The following is a 19,764-nucleotide window of genomic DNA, read 5'->3' on the forward strand; positions in this document are numbered from 1 at the left end:
TGATAGTTGATAGTTGATAGTTGATAGTTTTACGAATTATTTTTCTTTTTTGCAAGTCAATTACCTCTTTTTCATCTGGTTATCAGTATATTAAAAACCTCCCGAAAGCTTGGTGTTTTCTGGAGGTTTATTTTGACAGGGTTTATTCATGGGTACCCATGGGTTGTACCCATGGCTAACGACATTGAACCCCTTCGGGGTTGGAGCTTACCATTCCCGAAGAGGTTCAATGTCGTTAGCCACGTACAAAATTCGAAGCGGGTTGTCCGTAACGAATGCTACAAACAACCCGCCCCGCTATCTTTACCGGTTTTACTCTAAACTCTAAACCGCAGCCGCTCTCAACTCTCTCCCCTATACCACCTTCACCAGATGGTTTTTCTTTCCTTTCGCTACCAGTAAATATTTACCCTGTAACAATTGGAAATCAGCAGGCTGGTTGGGATCATTTACTTTGGTTTTGTTCACCGATACGGCATTTCCCTGAATGGCCCGGCGGATTTCTCCTTTCGATGGATATACCTGAGCCGTAGCCAGCAAGTCCGTTACGTTCGGAGCTGCTTCGTAATCAGCCAGCGAAATTTCAGTGGCAGGCACGCCGTCAAAGATCTGCACGAAGGTCATTTCATCGAGCGACTGAAGCGTTTCCAGCGTTCCTTTGCCGTAGAGTACTTCGCTAGCCCGAACGGCCGTTTCGTAGGCTTCCGCGGAGTGTACCCGCGTGGTTACGTCCTGAGCAATCGCTTTCTGGAGAATACGCAAGTGCGGAGCCTCGGCATGCTGGCGTTCGAGTTCTTCGATTTCTTCTTTGGAAAGTAAGGTAAACACCCGAATCAGGCGTGGGCAATCGGCATCAGCGGCATTGAGCCAGAACTGATAAAATTGGAAGGGACTGGTTTTTTCCGCGTCCAGCCATACGTTTCCGCTTTCTGACTTACCGAATTTGGTACCATCGGCCTTGGTTACCAGTGGCGTGGTCAGGGCGAAGGCCCGGCGTTCGGTTTCTTCTTCGTTTCCTCCTTCTTTCCGGCGAATGATTTCCGTTCCCGTTGTGATATTTCCCCACTGATCGGAACCACCCATCTGGAGTTTTACCCCCTGGGTTTTATACAAATGGTAAAAGTCGTAACCCTGTAATAGCTGGTACGAAAACTCCGTAAAGGAAATACCCGTTTCCAGACGTTTCTTTACCGAATCTTTTGACATCATATAGTTGACGCTCAAAAATTTACCTGCTTCGCGTAAAAACCCCAGAAAGGAAAAATCCTTGAACCAGTCGTAGTTATTAACGATCTCAGCTGAGTTTTCACCGGAATTAAAATCCAGGAATTTTTCCAGTTGTTTCCGAATGCCATCCTGATTGAAACGCAACGTTTCTTCCGATAAAAAACTACGTTCAGCAGCCTTAAAGGAAGGATCGCCAATCATCCCCGTAGCTCCGCCCACCAGAGCAAACGGTTTATGGCCCGCCCGTTGCAAGTGCACCAGCAACATAATCGTAGCCAGGTTGCCAATGTGCAGGGAAGAAGCCGTCGGATCAAATCCAATGTACGCCGACGTCATTTCCTTCTGGAGCTGCTCTTCCGTACCCGGCATCATGTCCTGCAACATACCCCGCCAGCGGAGTTCTTCAATAAAATCAATTTTCATGTTATTATTCGCCCAATATGATGTATAAATATGCGTACAGAGCTACCTCCTTAAGCGATTTCTCAGTTTACTGTACCACTTGTCTATCCTTTTCCCAGTCACCATTTTAGCAATCTGAAACTTGGTTGCCGTGGAATACTCGTCTGGATGATAATGTTTAATCATATACTCACGAGCCTGCCGCTCTATGTCTTCATAAATGAACCGATTATTGTCAGCATCGTTGCCATTGCTAACGGCACTAAATGGAGCATGATCAGCGTACTCTTCGTAATAGAAATTCTGAAATTTCAGCCCGTGTAAATACGAATACCGGAACCAGGCCGCTGCCGTATCGCTACCGTCCCACACACCTCCGAAATACGGCACTGGTCCATTAGGAATGGTTGATTGCCGGTATAAGTCAACGTTTATTAAACACGCGTATTCATTAAGACGGCATTCGGGTAAAGGGTGTACAAAGCCTTCCTGTACTAACTTACGATCCCTCTGTTCCCGTGGCGTTGGGTATTCATCCATCTGCCTGAGCAACTCTTCCTGCGTGGGCTTGTATTGCTCGAATGTTTCGGGGTTACATTTTTTAGCGAAAAAAGCTGAACAATTCCAACATTGTCCGATTCGTCCCACTCCTACTAAATTATCTGAAGTTTCCGCAAACCGCTGTAACATGGGCCCAATCAGGTCCCGACGGTACAGCATGTCATTATGACAAATCAATACATACGGTTTATCCGTTTTTTCCAACGCATACTGGTAGCGAAGGCTTAATCGAATTGCTTCATCAAGTCCGTTAGGGTTAACATCAGACATCCAGGGAACGAAGCGTTCCGGATAAATAATAATCACTCCCTGTTTTTCAAAAACTTCCTTGATCTTGCACACACCCTGCCAGGCATCCTTGTAGGGCTGTTTTTTCTCAATACTTAAGTAAATTTTATCTACGTAGCCCCGACTATGCTCCAGTAAACTAAACAGCGTTACCATCGTCTGATAAGGCTTTCCGTAGTAGCTAATAGCAATATCTACTTTTTGCATCACACGCTTAATTTTGGCGGAAATTGAATTAAGGTAGTAATACGGAAGAATCACCATAGCTCAGGAATCGGTACTGCTGATCCAAAGCTTCATCGTAAATTCGTTTCCAGTCTTTTCCTACCAGGGCAGCAATCAGTAATAATAAAGTCGAACCGGGCTGATGAAAGTTGGTAATTAGACCCTGACACACCCGAAATGTATAACCGGGGAAAATCATAATCTCCGTTTCCCCTACGATTTCCTGCCGCTGTTCTGCTTCCATTTTTTGTAGAATGGCCGCTAGCGACTCGTGTACTGTAGGGAGTTCGGTGTACTGTTCATGCACGAATTGCGGAATTCGGAAACCCTGCTCCAGCGAAGCGTATTCATCATGAATTAACTGCACGCCTAACCAGTACATGGATTCCAGCGACCGCATGGAAGTAGTACCTACCGGAATGATTCGGTTTGCCGCTTGCAGGTGTTCCAGATTACTCCGCGTGATCACCAATTGTTCCCCGTGCATCTTATGCTCAAGGGCATTTTCTGTTTTTACGGGTTGAAAGGTACCAGCTCCTACGTGCAATGTAAGAAACTCCCGCCGGACGCCTTTTGCCTCCAGTTCCGCAAAAACGCGGTCGGTGAAGTGTAAGCCCGCCGTCGGAGCGGCTACGGCCCCTTCTTTTTCCGAATACACAGTCTGATACGTCTGTTCGTCAGAAGCTTCGGCTTCCCGCTTTAAGTACGGCGGCAAGGGAATTTTCCCAATGCCCTGTACAACATCCACAAACCGTACAGGCACTGACCAGCTCAGACGTACCAGCGACCGTTCCGTATCCGTCAGTTCGGCTGTCAGTACCACGGCTTGCCCGTCAATTTCTACTTCTTTCTGTAAGCGTTCACCCGCTTTCCAACGCTTCCGGTTACCAATCATGCATTCCCACACGCAGGCCTGCGTTTCTTCCATAACCACGGGAATCACCGGGCTGGGTTCGACGGGATGAAGTAGAAATAACTCGATCAGAGCACCCGTCTGTCGCTGAAAATGTAATCGAGCCGGAATAACCCGTGTATTGTTGAAGACCAGCAATGTATCACTGGCTAATTCTTCAGTCAGACCACGGAATTGTCGATGCTCAATGGTTCCCTTTCGATACACCAACAGGCGGGATTCGTCCCGTACGGGCAAGGGGAAGCGGGCAATCTGTTCGTCCGGAAGTTCGTACGTAAAATCGGCAATGGGAAGATGCTGCATCATTGCTTAGTCTTTAACGGGACTCGTCAGCAACAGTCGCAACGGAATGTATACCGCCCATAGGACCAGTAAAAACGTAGCGGCTCCCAGTACCCAGTTAAACTGCATCAGTGTAGGCGTCTCCGTGAGAGCTTCCGCCGGATTAATCAACGCCAGAATATAAATGGAAGACCCAAGCAGGACGTTTACTACGGCCGTACCAAAGTTCATCCATTCTCTGATGATGGAGTTGAGCTGTTTGCGGTAGAACATCCATTTGATGGCTCCCGGTAACTTAATGAATCCATCGGGCAGTTGTGGAAACAGGCGTCCCATCCACAGAAACAGCACGTTAGAAATCAACATAACCCCGGCAGTCACATAAAAAATGGCATCTTTTGAATAGGTGGCAGCCGTTTCACTCGAAGGCGTTAACGCAACGGGTACCTCCGGTGGAAGTTGCTGGTACCCTAAAAATAAAGCCACTATAAATCCTAGAATGGATACGTATCTCGCAACTTGAGAAGTCAGAAATGGAATAGTCATTTGATGAATGGTCGTCCCCAGCTTATCGACTGCTCGTTGGGTCAATGCTGGTTTCGGGCCGCAAAGTTACGACGAACTCGCCGTTGAGACAGGCTTTCCCTTCGAAAAACCTTTCAAAAGCCCCTTGGCCTTGACCAAAGTACTTGTAGATCAGAAAATGTTGGAAATTTAATAATAGTTGTCAAGACAATTAATTTTTACAATCCGAAGTCTTGGCTTTCCTGAAAACCTGTAGCTTTGCAAAAAGACATTCCGGGTACCGGACAGGCATGAAGATTTACACCAGAACGGGAGATCAAGGCACCACCGCCCTTATTAGTGGACGTCGCCTTTCCAAGGCAGATGCCCGCATTGAGGCCTATGGTACCGTGGACGAACTGAACAGTTACGTGGGCATGGTTCGGGATCAGGCGGTCAATGCTTCCCGACGAGCGATTCTGAAGGAAATTCAGGACCGGCTTTTCACCATTGGTTCCCACCTGGCTGATGATCCGGAACGGCATACCAGCCGCCCCCTCCCCGATTTATGGGATTCGGACGTTACCGTATTGGAAGAGCAAATGGACGAAATGGATGCCCAGTTGCCTTTATTACGTCAGTTTGTATTGCCCGGCGGTCATCCCTCCGTGTCGTTTGCTCATCTGGCTCGTACGGTTTGTCGACGGGCCGAACGTCTGGTCGTCGCCCTGAGTGAACTTTCACCCGTTGAGCCGATTATCATTCAATATTTAAATCGGCTGTCGGACTATTTTTTTGTACTTTCCCGCCACATGGCTCAGGAATTACAAGTGGAAGAAGTAACCTGGGTCCCACGAACTTAACTTCCGCACAAGCATACGTCTTAACTTTTTTAGTCATACTACGTTGTAACCCTCTGGCACCATGATTGACACACTGCCCATAGACATTCAAAAAACTGCTCAAAGCCGGATTGCAGAATTAAACCTCGATCAGTTGACCTTTGGGCACACCTTCGCCGATCACATGTTCGTAGCTGACTTTGACGGAAAAGAGTGGACGGATTTACGGATCATTCCCTACGGCGACATGCTGTTCAAACCTGCTCTGATGCCCCTGCATTACGGACAGGCAATTTTCGAAGGGATGAAAGCCTATAAGTCCGCCGAAGGTGAAGTGCTCATCTTCCGTCCGCAGGAGAATGCGGCCCGTCTGAACAAGTCGGCTCACCGCCTCTGCATGGCCGAAATTCCGGAAGACGTTTTCATGAGCGGCCTGACCGAATTACTGCGTCTGGACTCGCAATGGGTACCGCAGCGGGATAATTATTCGCTGTATATCCGGCCTTTCATGTTCGCTACGGATGAGTACATCGGCGTATCTCCTTCCAAAACGTACCGATTCATTATCTTCAATTGCCCGGTAGGAGCTTACTACTCGAAACCCGTGAAAGTGAAAGTCGAAACGGAATTTGTACGGGCTGCTACGGGTGGTACCGGTGCCGCTAAATGTGCTGGAAACTACGCAGGTTCGCTATATCCGGCCAAACTGGCTCAGGAAGCTGGGTACGATCAGTTAATCTGGACGGATTCAACCGAACATAAATACGTGGAAGAAGCTGGTACCATGAACTTTATGTTCGTAATTGATGGTACGCTGGTTACGCCCGCCGTGAGCGACAGTATTCTGGACGGCATTACGCGGAAATCCATTGTACAGATTGCCAAAGACTGGGGAATGCCCGTTGAAGAACGTAAAGTATCCATTGCCGAACTCATCGAGGCTTTGGAAAGTGGTCGCCTGACGGAAGCGTTCGGTGCAGGTACGGCAGCGGTCGTATCGCCGATTTCAGTCATTGGCTATGAAGGGAAAGACTACGATTTACCCGAAATCAAATCGGATAATTTTGCCAATCGGGTTAAAATCTACCTGGATGACATCAAGTACGGTCGCGTAGCTGATCCGCACAATTGGGTATATCACCTTTAATACCAATCTTGTATGTCTACGAAAAGAAAGCTCACCGTGTGGTGGGCTTTCTTTTTTAATGATTCGATTAACTACTTATCTTCAACCATGAAAATTCTATCTTTTCTAGCCCTATTCCTTTTCCTGAACGGGCAGGCTGATGCTCAGCACTTCCGGTTGGAATTCCTTAAGGTTTACAACCTCAGTGATTCGGCGTCGCTTAAAAATGACCCCTACTTTGGTGGATTATCAGGCATTGAATACGTGCCTAAACGCGGAAAATGGTATTTGGTAACGGATGGGGCTGACTCGACGCGTCAGAGCTACCTGTTTGAGTTTGACTCCCTGTTCAATTCCCAGACCTATAAACGCTGGAAACTCGATAGTGTCCGGAGTGCTGAATCCATTCGGGCCAGTCGTACGGACTCGTCCTTTTATCTTTCAACTGAATTAGGCGAAGGCAGTACCTACGGACAGTTTCTCCGTTTAAGAAAGGACAGTACCGTTACACAGCTAGGTACATACCAGGGTTTTCGGGATAACAAAGGCTTTGAAGCCATGGCGGTAGACTCAAGTCAGGTTCTGTGGAGCGTTAGTGAGTGGCCCCAAACCTGCCGCGATCGGTATTGTCAGGTGACGGGTTACAGCTTAATTACTGGAGATACGCTAGTCAGAGCCCTGTATCCGATCGATACCGTATCCTGTGGATTTCCTGATAACGGTGTGTCCGAGATCCTACTGGCCCGTGACCGTCAGTTGCTATTTCTGGAACGTTGCTGGACGGGCGAACGCGATCAGAGTAACTACGCAATCAATCTTTTTACGGCTTACATTCCCAAGCTACAGCCGGGGCAGGAAAATACGACCAATATTTTGGAAAAAAATCCCGTTTCTGTTAACTGGGGCGGTATTCACCTCGACAACATAGAAGGGATGAGCTGGGGGCCTATCATCAATGGATTTCGAACGCTAGTGTTAGTTTCGGATAATAACTTCAATAAGTTCGACCAGAAAAAAGCCCCTGAGCACTGGCAACAATCACAGCTGATTTTTCTAAAGTTAATACCCGATTAACTAAAAAGCGGAAGATGGACGGTCCATCTTCCGCTTTGGTTTATAGAGCATCTTCCCGCTCAATTCGCTGCCAAAAAGCCTGAATAGCTTCCAAACATTCATCCGGTTCTTCTATCATTCCCATGTGTCCGGCTTTTTCCAGGATTAATTGACTCGTATTTTTCGCCAGATGGGTTTGTTCCAAAGCTTCCTCCGGTTTGACGGCTTTGTCCTTCATTCCTATAACGAATAGTACCGGATAATTTGCCTGCTGGAGAACCTGCCGCCGGTCAGGACGATCCATCATGGCCTGCATACCGGCTTTCAAAGCGGCCGGGGGTATTTGAGAAACGTGCGTGACGTGTTCTTCCAACTGACCCGGATGACTCGCTGCGTACTCATCCGAATACATGTTCTTGACAAAGGTTTGCAGAAAGGCCTCTGGACCTTTTTCTTCAATAGCAGTGATGTTTTTCCGACGGTTTTCCTTTTTCTCTTCCGTATCGGCGTACGAAGTAGAATGGAAAAGTCCCAGACCCGCGATGAATTCGGGGTGTTTTTCAGCCAGAGCCAGGGCAATATACCCTCCCATCGAATGTCCAATGATTACTCCTCTTTCCACGCCCTGAGCAGTCAGTTCCTGGTATACTGCTTCGGCGTATTCATCAATACTAGTCAGATCTGAACGCGAAGCGTAAGTGGGGGTAATGACGTTTTTATTGGGCCAGAAGGCCGCCTTGATCGAATCCCAAACTTTGACATCTTCGCCGTATCCGTGCAATAAAATCAGTGGTACAATCATCGTTTAAGCGGTTTAAGGTACATCAATGTTTTGTGGCCTGTTGAGTAAAAGGAGATGCCACAAAAAAATAATCCCGGAAAAAAGCTGAAGACTTTCTTCCGGGATTAAGTGTTACTGAGGTATGATTACACGTTATCCAGCAAACCAATCAGCAGAACAACAGCACCGATAATCATCATCACCAAACCAACAATCTGCAGGGCATATACTGGGATGATCAGGAAAATCAAACCAACCAGCAAGAGGATCAGACCAATTTTAACGTTGCGATCCAACGCGTTCGTTTTCTTGGTATCCTTTGCTTTCGCCAACTGCTTCTGAACTTTCTTCGTAACCATTTTGGTCATGAATTTTTCCGTTGCAGTTGCTTTGTTAGCCGTTTGCAGTTGACCACTGGCGGCATTCTTCTGAATTTTAGCCAGTTTCTTCTGTACCATCAACGCCTGCTTTTCGTACTTGGTGCCTTTGGTTTGGGCAACCAGACGCTCTGAAGCACTTGCCAACATTTCTGGTGTTACTTTGGGCAGGTTCACCGGTTTTTCCGAAGCAGCCGGCTGATCGGTAGCCTGGGCAACGGCTTGTTCCATTACGATGGGTTCCGATACGACAGGAGTTTGGATTTGGGCGGCGGGCAGAGAAGCAGCTTTCGTTGATACTTGATGCTCGTACGCCGGTGTAGTCGATTTTTGGAAAACAGCGGTTGAGTTTCGATTACACGAAGTAAGCCATAACATCGACCCGACGGCCGATAGGAGTACGATTTTACGCATAGGGAAAGTTGATTTGGATTTTTTACTGAGACCGCAACATCAAAAAAGGATGCCCCCTATGAAAGTGAGGCATCCTTTTTAATATGAAATCAAGTAATGTTGACAATAATACCCTAATTGGGGAAAATCGAGCACTGTAACCTAAACTACTGATGATCGTTAGTGCTGTTATGCCACCTTTTTCATCATAAAGAAAGCCGAACGCTCAAACTTCTCACGGGCATAGCTCAACGAAATGGTAAACTCCTGAACACCTTCTTCGGAAGGCAGATCAAACATGGCGTCGGTCATGATGGCTTCGCAGATTGAACGCAGTCCCCGGGCACCCAGTTTGTATTCATTGGCTTGCTCAACGATATACTCCAATACGTCATCTTCGAACTGAAGCCGGATTCCTTCCATATTGAACAGTTTTTCGTACTGCTTGGTCAGGGCATTCTTGGGCTCCGTCAGAATCTTCCGAAGCGTCAGTTTATCCAAGGGATCGAGTGAGGTTACTACCGGCAGACGACCCAGCAATTCAGGAATCAATCCGTACGATTTCAAGTCCTGCTGATTCACCATCCGGAGCAGTTGCTGCGATTCCAGAATACGAGACATGTGATCGTCCTTCGAGAAACCAATGGGTCGCGTGTTGAGGCGTTTGGAGATATGACGTTGTACACCATCGAACGCTCCACCGCAAATGAAGAGAATATTCTCCGTATTGATCGGTACGAGCTTTTGCTCGGGGTGCTTACGTCCACCCTGAGGCGGTACGTTCACAATCGAGCCTTCGAGCAGTTTCAGCAAGGCCTGCTGTACGCCTTCGCCCGAGACATCACGGGTAATGCTGGGATTGTCCGACTTACGGGCAATCTTATCAATCTCATCAATGTAGACGATTCCGCGTTCAGCGGCCTCGACGTCGTAATCAGCCGCCTGTAATAAACGACTCAGGATACTTTCGACGTCCTCCCCTACGTAGCCGGCTTCCGTAATCACGGTGGCATCAGCTACGGCGAAAGGTACCTGAAGGATTTTGGCAATCGTGCGGGCCAGGTAGGTTTTACCCGTACCGGTTTCGCCAACCATAATTACATTCGATTTTTCGATGTAAATATCGTCATTGTTCTTCTGCTGTTGTAAACGCTTGTAGTGGTTGTATACGGCAACACTCAGTACTTTTTTGGCGTCGTCCTGACCAATCACGTACTGGTCCATGAACCGCTTGATTTCCTGAGGTTTGGGTACTTTTAATAGTTGAAAAGGTTGATTGGTTTCTTTCTTCTTGGCGGCGGGTTGCTTTATGCCTAGTTCTTCCTGTACCAGCTCCCAGCCCTGTTCAATACAAAAGTTACAGATCAGGGCATCCATGCCCGATAATAATAAATCTACATCCTTCTTTTTCCGCCCACAAAACGAGCATGAACTAGCATCCATTCGCATGTCCTTCCTAAAGTAATTATTTCAAAATCGTTGATACGCTTTATTTTTTCTTCGACCACCGGATCAGCGGTTGTTCGATTTGCTGATGCAGGTACCAGCTCAGCCAGAAAATCAGCACCATGAGTACTATATCCGCCATTCCTAACATCCATACCGAACCCCAGCCGTTGAGGGTCAGTAATTTATTGGCAAAGATAATGAGCGGAAAATGCAGCAGATAAATCATGTACGAGGCATCGCCCAGGTGAATCAGCAACGACGGAACCCGGTATAAATGGCCCCGATCCGCTTCAACGGCTCCCCATACGATAAGCATAGCAGGTAAACCCAGGGTCACTGCCCGCGTAAAGTCACCGCCCGTTCGGGGTGCCAGGTACAAGCCCGCCAATACACCTACCAAAATTAACAAGCCACTTTGGTTTATGCGAAAATGCCGATGCAGATAATAGACGAAAACCCCAAAGGCAAACTCCAGATTGATTGGACTTAATAAGAAAAATCGAACAAGTCCAGTTCCCGAATCGCCCTCGTACCAGTAAATATATATTCCGTTGACCAGTGTGGCGATCCCCACCAGGCCAAGCACCCAGACCATACGCCGGGAAATCAGTAGTAAAGCAAAAAGGAGATAAAAATAAATTTCGTGTGAAAGCGTCCAGGTAACGGCGTTGAGAGCGTAGTGTTGCGGGAACAGTACGAGCGTCTTGAGTACCTCCGACCAGGTAAAGGGATAGGGAATGGTAATGAGTGAATGACTGAGGTGCTGAAAGCTCCATACAACCAGCATCAGCGGTATCGTAAGTAACCAGTACACCGGATACACCCGATAGAATCGCTTTTCCAGATAGGGCTTCAATTGCTGAGGCTGGTCGATGTACGCTACACTGGTATGAGCAATGATGAACCCGCTGATTACAAAAAATAAGTCAACACCCGCATAGCCTAGCGTAAACCAGTCAAACAGGAACGTTTGATGATAGGTACGGCTAATGTTTTCAGTAATGTGATACAGGGTAACGAGGATTGCCGCTACCGCCCGCAAGCCCTGAATGGAATTATATCGAATGGCTGACTGGGTGGATCGTGCAGTAGTGATGGGCAAAACACTCATTGAATGGATAAATCGTCTTTTTCTATAGGTACGCAGACGCTAGGATTTTCGCGGCCAGAGTCAGAAAAATTTCTTCCGAACGTTTTGCCGAATAGCCGGGAAGGCATCACAAAACCCGCGTACCTAGACTAACGCTGTACATGACCTGTATACATACAAAGGTACGTAAAAAATCCCCCGTCCTTCAGTGAAGTCCGGGGGATTCGGGTAAAGTAATCTACCATTGATTATTTATCGCGGTACAGAACCTCGTCGATCAGGCCATAGGCCTTCGCTTCTTCAGCCCGGAACCAGTGGTCACGATCCGAATCTTTTTCGATTTGTTCAGACGTTTGCCCCGTATGCTGAGCCAGGATTCCGTACAATTCGTCACGGAGCTTCACGATTTCGCGGGCCGTGATTTCAATGTCAACCGATTGTCCCTGAGCACCACCGCTGGGCTGGTGAATCATCACCCGGGCGTGCGGCAGAGCCGAACGTTTTCCGGCCGCACCACCGGCCAGTAGTACTGCTCCCATCGAAGCCGCGAGGCTCGTACAGATCGTGGCTACATCCGGGCGAATGTACTGCATGGTATCATAAATACCCAGACCGGCGTATACCGAACCACCGGGTGAGTTAATGTACATCATGATGTCACGCTTCGAATCGGCTGATTCCAGGAACAACATCTGGGCAACAACAATATTGGCAATGCTATCGTCAACGGGCGTACCGAAGAAGATAATGCGGTCAGCCATCAAACGGGAAAATACGTCTACTTCCCGGAAAGGCATCGGACGTTCTTCGATCACCGCCCGCGTCATATTTTCTACGTAATGACCAGCCGTTCCGCCGACGTGTTGCAGGTAACGATCAACCGATAAACCGTTCAGGCCGCGATGATGGACGGCGTATTTACGAAATTCTTCAGCGTTCAACATGTAATTAGCGTTTGTATTGATTTTATGTTCTGTTTCTTTTTCTTTGCCGGAACAGAAACGCACGAATCTGAGGAGTGTACGTTAAAAAAACAAATCCACCTGCTTTAGCCTTAGGATTTCTGCCATTCTGTCCGACTCGGTTCTGTCAATTCGAACGGGTACAAAGTTGATAGCTCTGTTCCAGAAATGACGTTGAAATTTCCGGGAATTCATCGGAATAACTTGAGAAGACCATGAAAGTTCACGAAAAAATACGACAACTACGGTTGGAAAAAGGCTACTCCCAGGAAGTCATGGCCGAAGAACTCCAGATTTCTACCACTGCTTACGGAGATGTCGAACGCGGGAAAACGGAATTGAGTTTAAGTCGCTTAGAGCAGATTCTACGCGTTTTTGGTACGCCCCTGGAGCTCTTTTTCGTGACTTCTTCCAGCGAAAAACTACAGGTTGAAAACGACAAACTGAAGCTGGAAAACGAAAAGCTAAAACAGGAAAATCAGTACTGGCGGGAGAAATTTGACGAACGCCTCCTGACGGAACTGTACCGAATCGGAGCCGCTACGCATCGGGAGCGGATTGGGTTTAAGTAAGGAGTTGGAGCGGTTTGAAGCGTTTAAGGTTTGAGTGGTGTTTGAAGTCTAAACGATTTATTGAGGCAGCACCTTATGGCTTCTGCCTTTCTACTGGCTGGTCATTCCAAACGAAAAAAGGTTTGAAATTCGAAGTTAGATTACTTCAAATTTCAAACCTTTTCAACGTCAGACCATTTTTTCAAACCTGAAACAATGGTCAAACTGCCAAAGACTACTCAGCGTCCGTAACGCCTGCTTTCGCTTTGAATGTATCTACGTCGATTTTCTCTACGTTCGGCTGGATCTGGGTCAGGATGAAGTCCATCGTTTTGCCACCGTACACCCGGTTGAAAACATTCATGTAATTCTGTCCTTTGTTCTCCTGCAGATAGTTCTGAGCTACTTTCTTGATTACATCGCCCATACCGTTGTCATCACCGTAGATACCGAACTGCTGACGTACCATCGCTTCAGCGTAGGTATTCACATCTTCCGTTTCTACTTTGATATCAGCCGCTTCCGCTACTTTATTGCGGATCAGCGTCCAGCGAAGGTCACGAGCAAATTTATCGAAATCCTTTTCTACTTCTTCAGCCGTGATTTCACCCTGATTGGTTTCGATCAACCACTGCTTCAGGAATTCGTTCGGCAGTTCAATCTGAACATTGTCCAGCAACGTTTTCTGAACTTCGTCACGCAGCAGGAATTCAGACTCACGCTTGTAGTTTTCCTGAACAATTTCCAGTAACTGAGCTTTAAATTCTTCTTCGGAAGAAACTTTACCGGGTCCGAGTACCTTGTCGAAGAACTCCTGGTTCAGTTCAGAATCCTGGTTACGCGTAATGTCTTCGATCGTAAATTCGAATTCGCCTGAAAGATCTTCACGGCCCGTAGCCAGTTTCAGACCTTTTTCGTCAGCGAATAATTTCTGAATATCGAACGTGAGTACATCGCCTTTTTTCTTACCTACAAAACCAGCAAAAGCTTCTTCCGTCAGTTTGTCGGTAGGGATGGCTGATTTTTCGCTGTATTCGCCCTGCGTGAACGTGCCGTACACCAGATCACCGGCAGCGGTTACTTCTTCCACGTGAGCGTGCTCGCCCATACGTTTTTTCAGATCAACCAGCGTATCGTTGTATTCTTTATCCCCTGCCTGAATTTCGTAGGAAGTAATGGCAGGAAGTTTTGTGAAATCAACGTCGAAATCAGAAGCCAGACCCAGATTGTAAACGAATTCGAATTCTTTCTGGCTGTCCCAATCGATTGCGTTCGCTTTTTCGCGATCCGGCATCGGATCACCTACGACCAGCAGTTTTGATTCCCGCAGATAGTCGTTAACGGCTTTGGAAAGCGTTTCGTTAACTTCATCTACCAGAATGCTTTTTCCGTACAGACGCTGAATTACGGAAGCCGGTACTTTACCCGGACGGAATCCTTTCAGGTTAGCCTGTTTGCTATATTCTTTGATCTTCTTGTCTACACCAGCCTGATAGTCTTCCGGCGTCAACGCAATCTTTAAAGAAGCTTCAGTAGTACTGCTTTTGTCGAGCGTGATGTTCATAATGAGTCTTGAATCGTATTCCGTATCTGAGCTGCGTTACGCTTCAGTGACAAGTCCAGATAGTGAACGAATACGGAAATGAATGAATGGACTTTTAAATTGAAAAAACCCTCAGAATCAGGGACTCTGAGGGCTAAATCACCTGCTGCACTCAGCATCGGTTGTTTTTACGTACGGACGGGGGGACTCGAACCCCCACGCCTCACGGCACTAGATCCTAAGTCTAGCACGTCTACCAGTTCCGCCACGTCCGTAAATCGTCCGCTTTGACGATTTGATTCCGTTAGGCGACCAAATCCTTCAAATCGGAACGCAAAGGTATGTCATTCCTAAGCGATAGTCAACCCCTGCGACAAGATTATTTTTCAAGTGTAGAGAAATCAAAAAATCTACCCGACCAATTCCGGGAAAAAGCCGCTGAAATTCGATATTATTTATCCGCAATATTTGGTAAAACTCCCTCCTTCTTAGTATATTTAATTTTACAATGTTTCATAAACGGGCATTGTTTCCTTTTCCCTCATTTGAAGAGGCTTCTCTTCGCTAAATACATACCCATCTTCAATCCCATTTGAATTCAGGGTACAATGAGTACAGTGGAACTTACGATTGATTTAGAGGCGGAACGCCAGGAAATACTGAAACGCTACCGCAAATTATTGCGGACGGCCAAGCCCTTCTTGAAGGATAATGATGCCAAACTGATCAAGAAGGCCTTTACCCTAGCCGCCGACGCCCACAAGGATATGCGGCGTAAAACAGGGGAACCGTACATCTACCATCCGATTGCCGTCGCTCAGATTTGTGTGGAGGAAATCGGGCTGGGTACTACTGCTATTATCTGTGCCTTGATGCACGATGTGGTGGAAGATACCAGTTATACGCTGGATGATATTGAGAATCTTTTTGGTCCGAAGGTCGCCAAGATTATTGACGGCCTTACCAAAATTGCGGGTATTTTCGAGCAGGGAGCTTCCGCCCAGGCCGAAAATTTCCGTAAGCTCTTACTTACACTTTCCGAAGACGTACGGGTAATTCTGATTAAGCTGGCCGACCGCCTGCATAACATGCGGACGCTTAGTTCGATGAGCCGGGACAAGCAGTTAAAGATTGCGTCCGAAACGACGTATCTCTACGCTCCCCTCGCCCACCGGCTGGGCTTGTATACGATCAAAACGGAGCTGGAAGATTTGTATCTCAAGTACGCCGAACCCAAGATTTACAAGGAAATCGCGGCGAAGCTTAAATCTACTAAAACACGTCGCCAGCAATTCATCCGGGAATTTGTTCGGCCCATCGAGCGGGATTTGAAGTCGGAAGGCATGCACTTTACGGTAAAAGGTCGCCCCAAGTCCATCCACTCGATCTGGAATAAGATTAAAAATCAGGGTAAAAGTTTCGAGGAAATCTACGATCTCTTTGCCATTCGGGTCATTATCGACTCAACCCCTGAGCAGGAAAAAGCCCTGTGCTGGCGGGCCTATTCCATCGTTACGGACCATTACCGGCCTAATCCCGAGCGTCTACGCGACTGGATTTCAAATCCCCGGGCTAATGGGTATGAATCCCTGCATACGACAGTGATGAGTAGTTCCGGTCAATGGGTGGAAGTACAGGTACGGTCGCGGCGGATGGACGAGATCGCTGAAAAAGGATACGCCGCCCACTGGAAGTACAAAGGCAACAATACGAACGTTAACGAAGGAATTGATGCCTGGTTAAATCAGGTTCGGGAAGTACTGGAGCACAATGACAGTTCGGCCATTGAGTTTATCAATGATTTCCGGGGGCATTTGTTCCAGGATGAAGTGTTTGTGTTCACGCCTAAAGGTGATCTGAAAGTATTACAGGCGGGCTCGACAGCACTGGATTTCGCCTACTCCATTCACTCCCACATTGGTTCGCACTGTCTGGGAGCGAAAGTAAATGGCAAGCTGGTTGAAATCAGCCATGTACTCAAAAACGGCGATCAAGTAGAAATTCTGACTTCCACCAAGCAATCTCCCCGCGAGGACTGGCTCAAATTCGTCATTACGACTAAGGCTCGGGCCAATATCAAGGAAGCCCTGAAGGAAATCAACCGGCAACACGTCACTGAAGGACGTGAGCTGGTGGCCAAAAAGCTGAAAAACCTGGGCATTGAACTGTCTTTTGACATTACCAATCAGTTACGGGCCTATTTCAACGCCCGCGACCCAAATGATCTGTACTACCGGTTTGGGAAAGGCTATCTGGGCGTAGAGGAGATTAAACGCTGGAAAGCCGCCCGCGATGCTCACAAACGGGCTCAGGAAGCAAAGAATACGCTGGCCGGAAACATTGAAGACAGCAAGTCGATCGTTAAGGAATTAAAACGGGTTCACGGCGATCGCCCGGACTCCGACATGTTACTGATCGGCGAGGATATGGACAAGTTTGACTATACGCTCTCGGCCTGCTGTAATCCCATTCCCGGTGATGAAGTGTTTGGTTTTGTGACGGTTAATGAAGGAATCAAAATTCATAAAACTACTTGTAAAAATGCCCGTGAGTTACTATCCACGCACGGTAATCGGGTCATTAAAGCCAAGTGGTCGAGTCAGTTAGTTGCTTTTCTGGCGGGTATTCGCATCAAGGGTACCGACCGCGTGGGCTTGGTTAACGATGTGACAAAAGTGATTTCGAAAGAGCATAAGGTCAATATGCGGTCGATTATCGTGGATACCAACGAAGGGGGAATCTTTGACGGAAAAATTAAGTTATACGTCCACGACACTGAACACCTGAATACGCTGATTTCCAAGCTTAAAAAAGTAAAAGGTGTTTTTGAAGTACTCCGGTTTGAATATTCCGAAGTATAACATCAATTTACTCATTGATTCATCCAAACTACCATTGAACGGGCTGTAATGAATCTAAATTCTGCAGGAGTTTATCTTTCACTGAGCTAAACTCCTGTAAATGCCTTTTCTTTGCAACTTATTCCGAAAACAATGCCTCTTAACGAATCGAGTTTTACGACGGTGAGGCAGATCTTCACCGCGTTCCTGGAAAATAAAGGTCTTCGTAAAACGCCCGAACGTTTTGCGATTCTGGAAGAGATTTACTCTCGCGACGACCATTTCGACGTAGAAGAACTCTACGTTTCCATGAAAAATAAAAAGTACCAGGTTTCACGGGCTACGGTCTACAACACCCTCGATGTACTGGTGGAATGTAACCTGGTCACCAAACACCAGTTTGGTAAAAACCAGGCTCAGTACGAAAAATCCTACGGCCGCCGGCAACACGATCACCTGATCTGTACGGATTGCCACCACGTAACGGAATTCTGCGATCCCCGGGTGCAGAACATCCAGAATATGGTAGGCGATATGATGCAGTCGAACATCATGCACCACAGCCTGATTTTTTACGGATCGTGCACGAAGCCTAATTGCGAAAATCGAAATTCTATGCTCACGGGCCAACCCTTTGCCCTGACAAATGAATAAAGACTTATGACTCAGTAACGGCCCCCTCCCATACCGCAGGGAGGGGTTCTGTATTCTATCTGAGTTTCTTTTACATTTTAATTACTACCAATGAAAGTTGACGTATTGCTGGGCCTTCAATGGGGCGACGAAGGCAAGGGAAAAATTGTGGACGTACTGGCTCCACAGTATCAGGTGGTTGCTCGTTTTCAGGGCGGCCCAAACGCGGGGCACACGCTGGAGTTTGAAGGAAAAAAACACGTACTTCACCAGATTCCTTCGGGTGTATTCCGTTCGGAAGTGCTGAACATTATCGGAAATGGCCTCGTGCTGGATCCGATCGTCTTCAAAAAGGAAATTGAAGGCCTAAGCGAGAAATTCGGCATGGATCTGACCAAGAACCTGCTGATTTCGAAGAAAGCTTCCCTGATTTTACCCTCGCACCGCCTGCTCGACGCCGCTTACGAACAAGCCAAAGGGGATTCTAAAATTGGCTCGACGCTTCGTGGTATTGGCCCTACGTACACCGACAAAGTGTCGCGGCAGGGTTTACGCGTAGGAGATGTACTTTCTCCCAACTTCCAGGCGAAGTACAAGCAGCTGGTCGATACGCACAAGATGATCTTAGGCTTCTATAATTTCTCGTACGACCTGACGGAACTGGAACAACAATTCTTTGATTCCATCGAGTTTTTGAAGCAGTTTGAACTGGCCGATACCGAGTACGTCATCAACCAGGCGATCAACGAAGGCAAAACGATTCTGGCCGAAGGAGCTCAGGGTTCTTTGCTGGATATTGATTTCGGTTCCTATCCGTTTGTAACCAGCTCGACGACGATGGCTGCCGGGGTTTGTACCGGTCTGGGTGTAGCTCCGAAGAACGTCGGTGAAGTATACGGTATTTTCAAGGCCTACTGCACCCGTGTGGGTAGTGGTCCTTTTCCGACTGAACTGCACGACGAAACGGGCGAACGTATTCGTCAGGAAGGTCGCGAGTTTGGTGCCACTACGGGACGTTCGCGTCGGACGGGCTGGCTGGATTTGCCTTCGCTGAAGTATGCCATGATGGTGAACGGTGTTACACAGCTCATCATGATGAAAGTGGACGTGCTGAACATCATGGAAGAAATCAAGGTTTGTACGCACTACCAACTGCCTGACGGCACGGTAACGGAACAGATCCCGCACGACATGAACGATATCGAGATTACACCAGTATACAAAACGTTCAAAGGTTGGCAAACGGACCTGACCAATTTCCACTGCTACGATGAATTACCTGCCGAACTGGCCGAATACATCAGTTTCCTGGAAGAAAATCTGGAATTGCCCATTAGCTTTATCTCCACGGGTCCTGATCGGGAAGCAATCATTCACCGGGAAGCTCAATTGAGCGTATAGTTGTTTTTAGTTGACGGTTATTCGTTGATCGTTTTCAGTAGTTAACCGTCTTCCTTTTAAAACAGGGTTACTTCGTATCAAAAACGCAGTGACCCTGTTTTTTTATGCCCTATCCGCAAGGCTGCCAATGATATTGACGATACTGAACCCTTGCAGACCACCTTCGAAATCCGAAAAGTAAGGGACATCGCGTCACAAACGCGAAACTATTGACGCCCCAATCATTCCATGACGGTTGAAAATTGGTTGAGCAGGGTTTGAACTATCCAACCCCGAAGGGGTTCAATATCATTAGCCCCGTATGCAATGCGGGGAATCGTC

The 19,764-nt window shown here is 47.4% G+C and carries 17 protein-coding genes and 1 tRNA gene; 7 read left to right on the plus strand and 11 right to left on the minus strand.

What is annotated here, in order from left to right:
- Positions 1-354 precede the first annotated feature (354 nt).
- The 4 genes from tyrS to BWI93_RS18290 are packed head-to-tail and all read right to left on the minus strand — an operon-like array spanning position 355 to position 4,384.
- Entirely contained in the window at positions 355-1,644 is a 1,290-nt protein-coding gene (gene tyrS, locus BWI93_RS18275) for a tyrosine--tRNA ligase (protein WP_094813938.1), read from the minus strand.
- Positions 1,645-1,692: 48 nt separating this feature from the next.
- Complete coding sequence (locus BWI93_RS18280; protein ID WP_141217525.1) at positions 1,693-2,685, minus strand: hypothetical protein; 993 nt, start codon at positions 2,683-2,685, stop codon at positions 1,693-1,695.
- Between the two features lie 28 nt (positions 2,686-2,713).
- Complete coding sequence (locus BWI93_RS18285) at positions 2,714-3,922, minus strand: S-adenosylmethionine:tRNA ribosyltransferase-isomerase (protein ID WP_369679180.1); 1,209 nt, start codon at positions 3,920-3,922, stop codon at positions 2,714-2,716.
- Positions 3,923-3,925: 3 nt separating this feature from the next.
- Entirely contained in the window at positions 3,926-4,384 is a 459-nt protein-coding gene (locus tag BWI93_RS18290; protein WP_094813912.1) for a hypothetical protein, read from the minus strand.
- A gap of 329 nt (positions 4,385-4,713) precedes the next feature.
- On the opposite strand from BWI93_RS18290, the gene BWI93_RS18295 reads away from it, so the two are divergent.
- The 3 genes from BWI93_RS18295 (at position 4,714) to BWI93_RS18305 (ending at position 7,444) form a co-directional block, all read left to right on the plus strand.
- Positions 4,714-5,265: a cob(I)yrinic acid a,c-diamide adenosyltransferase gene (locus tag BWI93_RS18295; RefSeq protein ID WP_094813914.1), complete on the plus strand. Its 552-nt coding sequence runs from the start codon at positions 4,714-4,716 to the stop codon at positions 5,263-5,265.
- 61 nt (positions 5,266-5,326) lie between these two features.
- Positions 5,327-6,391 carry a branched-chain amino acid aminotransferase gene (locus BWI93_RS18300; protein WP_094813916.1) on the plus strand — a complete coding sequence of 355 codons (1,065 nt, stop codon included), beginning with the start codon at positions 5,327-5,329 and terminating at the stop codon, positions 6,389-6,391.
- An 87-nt stretch (positions 6,392-6,478) separates the two neighbouring features.
- The gene (locus BWI93_RS18305; RefSeq protein WP_176454268.1) at positions 6,479-7,444 is read left to right on the plus strand and encodes an esterase-like activity of phytase family protein; all 966 of its coding nucleotides are present in this window, start codon (positions 6,479-6,481) and stop codon (positions 7,442-7,444) included.
- A 40-nt stretch (positions 7,445-7,484) separates the two neighbouring features.
- Here the strand turns inward: BWI93_RS18305 and BWI93_RS18310 are convergent, their stop codons facing one another.
- From BWI93_RS18310 to BWI93_RS18330, 5 genes are all read right to left on the minus strand, one after another.
- Positions 7,485-8,225 (minus strand): alpha/beta fold hydrolase, encoded by a 741-nt coding sequence (locus BWI93_RS18310; RefSeq protein WP_094813920.1) that lies wholly within the window; start codon positions 8,223-8,225, stop codon positions 7,485-7,487.
- 125 nt (positions 8,226-8,350) lie between these two features.
- Positions 8,351-8,995, minus strand: coding sequence for a hypothetical protein (locus BWI93_RS18315; protein ID WP_094813922.1), 645 nt, complete (start codon positions 8,993-8,995; stop codon positions 8,351-8,353).
- A 168-nt stretch (positions 8,996-9,163) separates the two neighbouring features.
- Positions 9,164-10,417, minus strand: coding sequence for an ATP-dependent Clp protease ATP-binding subunit ClpX (gene clpX / locus BWI93_RS18320; protein ID WP_094813924.1), 1,254 nt, complete (start codon positions 10,415-10,417; stop codon positions 9,164-9,166).
- A gap of 46 nt (positions 10,418-10,463) precedes the next feature.
- Positions 10,464-11,534 (minus strand): acyltransferase, encoded by a 1,071-nt coding sequence (locus BWI93_RS18325; protein ID WP_094813926.1) that lies wholly within the window; start codon positions 11,532-11,534, stop codon positions 10,464-10,466.
- Positions 11,535-11,761: 227 nt separating this feature from the next.
- Positions 11,762-12,457 (minus strand): ClpP family protease, encoded by a 696-nt coding sequence (locus tag BWI93_RS18330; protein WP_094813943.1) that lies wholly within the window; start codon positions 12,455-12,457, stop codon positions 11,762-11,764.
- 233 nt (positions 12,458-12,690) lie between these two features.
- Here BWI93_RS18330 and BWI93_RS18335 point away from each other — a divergent pair, with 233 nt between their 5' ends.
- Positions 12,691-13,047, plus strand: a complete 357-nt coding sequence (locus tag BWI93_RS18335; protein WP_094813928.1) for a helix-turn-helix domain-containing protein — start codon at positions 12,691-12,693, stop codon at positions 13,045-13,047.
- 214 nt (positions 13,048-13,261) lie between these two features.
- Here the strand turns inward: BWI93_RS18335 and tig are convergent, their stop codons facing one another.
- Together tig and BWI93_RS18345 are read right to left on the minus strand one after the other, a co-directional pair.
- Positions 13,262-14,590, minus strand: coding sequence for a trigger factor (gene tig / locus BWI93_RS18340; protein ID WP_094813929.1), 1,329 nt, complete (start codon positions 14,588-14,590; stop codon positions 13,262-13,264).
- 172 nt (positions 14,591-14,762) lie between these two features.
- A tRNA-Leu gene (locus BWI93_RS18345) sits at positions 14,763-14,844 on the minus strand.
- Positions 14,845-15,177: 333 nt separating this feature from the next.
- On the opposite strand from BWI93_RS18345, the gene BWI93_RS18350 reads away from it, so the two are divergent.
- The 3 genes from BWI93_RS18350 (at position 15,178) to BWI93_RS18360 (ending at position 19,443) form a co-directional block, all read left to right on the plus strand.
- Positions 15,178-17,430 carry a bifunctional (p)ppGpp synthetase/guanosine-3',5'-bis(diphosphate) 3'-pyrophosphohydrolase gene (locus tag BWI93_RS18350; protein WP_094813931.1) on the plus strand — a complete coding sequence of 751 codons (2,253 nt, stop codon included), beginning with the start codon at positions 15,178-15,180 and terminating at the stop codon, positions 17,428-17,430.
- Positions 17,431-17,562: 132 nt separating this feature from the next.
- Complete coding sequence (locus BWI93_RS18355) at positions 17,563-18,063, plus strand: Fur family transcriptional regulator (protein ID WP_094813933.1); 501 nt, start codon at positions 17,563-17,565, stop codon at positions 18,061-18,063.
- Between the two features lie 90 nt (positions 18,064-18,153).
- Positions 18,154-19,443, plus strand: a complete 1,290-nt coding sequence (locus BWI93_RS18360; RefSeq protein WP_094813935.1) for an adenylosuccinate synthase — start codon at positions 18,154-18,156, stop codon at positions 19,441-19,443.
- Positions 19,444-19,764: the final 321 nt, after the last annotated feature.

The organism is Siphonobacter sp. BAB-5385, assembly GCF_002261125.1.
In the GTDB taxonomy this organism is placed as follows: Bacteria; Bacteroidota; Bacteroidia; order Cytophagales; family Spirosomataceae; genus Siphonobacter.